Here is a 3,338-nt window from a genome sequence, read left to right as displayed (position 1 = left end):
GGCAATCCACAGATCGAAAATATCTCCTAAAAATATCAAATCATGATCGCAGGATTCAAATGCGGTTAACATTTCAAAAAACTGCGCATGGTTGCCGATGGCCTCATTTACGTGGGCGTCGGAAATAATGATCATCACAAGTTATGCATCCATGTTAAGTTCATTTTAGCTTTAAAATTACTACTCAGGTATTTTGCCACAAAGGCACCAAGACACGAAGAAATAGTACTAATTTGAATTGTCCCATTGGTTTTATTGGTTTAATTAGTTTTATTTGTTAACCAACCAAACCAATGGAACCAATTTAACCAATAAAACTGCATCATTAAGGTTGATAATTCATACCCCTTCTTTGTGTCTTTGTGCCTGCGTGGCTAATAGTCACTAAAGATGATAAAAAATCAAGCGCTTAGCAGCAAGGCATCAGACACCAGGATAACCAGCCCCCAGATGGCATCGGCCGAGAGATGACGATCGATGGAATGGTCGAACAAAATCGAAAGATTCGGCTTAAATTCTTCATCACCTTCCCACAAAAGGTAGTAGATGGGTATTTTGGGTAAAGGGGTAAACCGGTAGGCCGCATCCGCCAAATCCATGGGCTCGCCATCCAATTTTTCCGCCGCCAGTTTAAAGCCCGCAAGATCATCGCCATAGCGCTCTAAAACAGGTGCCGTTTTAAGCGTATGGGGCCCCTGAAAAAAGTGAGCGTCTTTAAGGTCTTTAACGCTTATCATCTCCTGGGCAAGCGTAGAAGGCTTCACATGCAGAAGGTACACCAGAATGACCAACTCCAGCAGTGAGTTCTCTATTTTTTCCCAGCCATCATCGTCGCGCCGATTAATACATTTATTATGGATATCAACCAGCACCTCCTCGTTTAAAAATCGAAAGCGCAGTCCTTCATGGGGTTGCAGAGTGGCCAGGGAATCATGGCACAGTATGTTTAGATCCTTTTTGTGGAGTTCATCCCAATGCTCCGGTGGAACCTTGATTAAGTCTCCAGCCGGCGTTCTTGACAATGGTTTTTGCGTCCGTCTTCTTTGCTGCATCGCTAAATTTTTTTCATTGCCACTAAGGCACCAAGGCACGAAGAGAAAATAAAAAATATATCCTTTGTGTCTTTGTGCCTTTGTGGCATACATTTATAGGTTCGCGCTTGTCCGGGTTAGGTTATCACTTTTTATATATTTTTACGACAGCTACTTTTTTTCCAGTCTGGCAACCGATTCTATGTGATGAGTATGCGGAAACATATCAAACGGCTGCACTTCCAGCACGCTGTAACTCTCTTTCATCATGCCGATATCCCTGGCCATGGTGGCAGGATTGCAGGACACATAAACAATCCGCTTAGGTTGCATCTTAAGAACTTGACGGACAACATCACTGTGCATCCCTGACCTGGGTGGATCGATTATCATAACATCCGGCCTGGCGCTCACTTGCGGAAGAGATTTTCTGAGGTCCCCCAGAATAAACCGGCAATTGGAAATCCGGTTGATGCGACAGTTATTCTCAGCATCAATGACGGCGCTTTCGGCGATTTCCAGGCCGATTACCTCTTTTGCATCGGCGGCAAGACATATGGCGATGGTCCCTGTTCCACTGTAAAGATCCAGAACCGTCTCTTTACCGGTAAGACCGGCATAGGTCTTGACGGTTTCGTATAACCGCTCGGCACCCAGGGTGTTGGTCTGGAAAAACGAGTTTGCCGATATTTCAAACTCAAAAAGGCCGATTTTATCCCGTATGCATGATGTGCCGGCCAGTAGTATTTCATACTCTCCGATAGCCACTCCGGCTTTGCGTGAAGTTATATTGTTGATAACGGAGACGATTTTGGGATTACTCTCAATCAGTTGATCCGCCAGCGGCTGAACTGTTTCGCGATCCTCGGCCGCTGTGATGATATTTACCATCCACTGGTCATAGGCCGCAGAATGTCTCAGCATAACAAACCGCCAGAAACCGCTATGGCTGCGAAGCCCATAAACCGGGAGCCCGGAGCCCTTGATGAACCTTCTGACCTGCTCAAGAATATGGTTGCCAAGTTCAGGCATCAGCAGACAGGTTTTGGTATCGAGAACCTTGTAAAAAGTCCCCGGTACATGCAGCCCTAAAGCAAAACTTCTGTCAATATCATCCCGGTCCATATCTTCCGGCAGAAGCCATCTGCGGTCGGAACAGGAAAACTCCATCTTGTTCCTGTAGCCGAATATCAGCTTGGAAGGAATGGTTGTATGCACAGGAACATCCTTTATCAGGCCGATGTGCTCAAAAGACTCGACAACATGCTGCCGCTTGTAATCCAGCTGTTTTTCATAGTTCATAAACTGCCACTTGCAACCTCCACAAAAACCACTGTATATACAAGGGGGAGTGATCCTGAAGGGTGACGGCTCCAGCAGAGTATCGATGCGGGCCTCGGCATACTGCTTCTTTTTTTTAGTAATCCGTGCAATTACAACGTCCAGAGGTATGGCCTGTTTAACGAACACAGCCAGGCCGTTGACACGTGCCAGGCCTTGGCCGCCAAAGGCAATACCAGAAATTTTAAGTTCAAGCCGCTGGCCTTTTTTTACCGGCATATAAAGAGATCCTCTATTATGGAACCGAATATTTGGTAAATACTTTTTATTGAGAAACGTAACCTGTGTTGAGCCAAAATTCCACTTGGTGTTATCCGTTATCGGTCATCAGTTATTTGTTTTCAGTGAAAAAATCAAATTACCTTACTATTGAGCGTTATGGTTTCATCGAACTATTTAGTTTAAATTACATGGTATGGTCAATGGTTAATTAGTTTCCATCCATAAATGGCTATTTTTCCGATGAGCGGCGTTCTCTCTCCGAGGCGTAGGCTCTACCCTCCGGCCTGTAAGCCCTACGGGCTGGAAGCGGAGCCGGAGGCCGCGGGTTTCCGCCCTCGACGTACAGGCGTACGCCTCGGGCGAAAGCCCTTGTGCGGCCTTGCTCATCGAAAAAATATCTCATTTATGGATTGGAAACTACTTAGTGCTCAAATGTATTTATGTATGGGCATTACTTAGCCATCTATAGTTGTACTGCACAGCGAGTGCATTCCCCGCAGCTTGACTTCGACGAGCTCAGTCGAGTCGCTGCGGGGAATTCGAGCGACTAGTACTAGTAAAGGGGTCAAGTCGATAAAGGGGTCAAGTCTGCTCTTGACTCTTTGTTGGGATTAGGGCGCAAAGTTCGTTAATAAGCTTTTTAGCCTTTCTGTCTGTGCCAATCCGAGCTTTCATCCTTTCGACAATGCTGCTGACGGAGCTGTACTTTTTTATCTGAAACTGCGTACCTATCTCTTGAAGACT

2 protein-coding genes are annotated in these 3,338 nt (G+C 45.8%); both read right to left on the bottom strand.

From position 1 onward, the window contains the following. Nucleotides 1-401 precede the first annotated feature (401 nt). A complete protein-coding gene (locus V3S16_RS16540) occupies nt 402-1,022 on the bottom strand; it encodes a DUF3786 domain-containing protein (protein WP_413886942.1) in 621 nt (206 codons plus the stop codon). Nucleotides 1,023-1,202: 180 nt separating this feature from the next. Next, a complete protein-coding gene (gene rlmD / locus V3S16_RS16535; protein WP_413886940.1) occupies nt 1,203-2,591 on the bottom strand; it encodes a 23S rRNA (uracil(1939)-C(5))-methyltransferase RlmD in 1,389 nt (462 codons plus the stop codon). Between the last annotated feature and the right edge of the window lie 747 nt (nt 2,592-3,338).

The sequence above is a fragment of the Candidatus Desulfatibia sp. genome (assembly GCF_036446775.1).
In the GTDB taxonomy this organism is placed as follows: domain Bacteria; phylum Desulfobacterota; class Desulfobacteria; order Desulfobacterales; family UBA11574; genus Desulfatibia_A.
The sequence above is the reverse complement of the archived record's forward strand: the minus strand, read 5'-3'. Positions and strand labels throughout refer to the sequence as shown.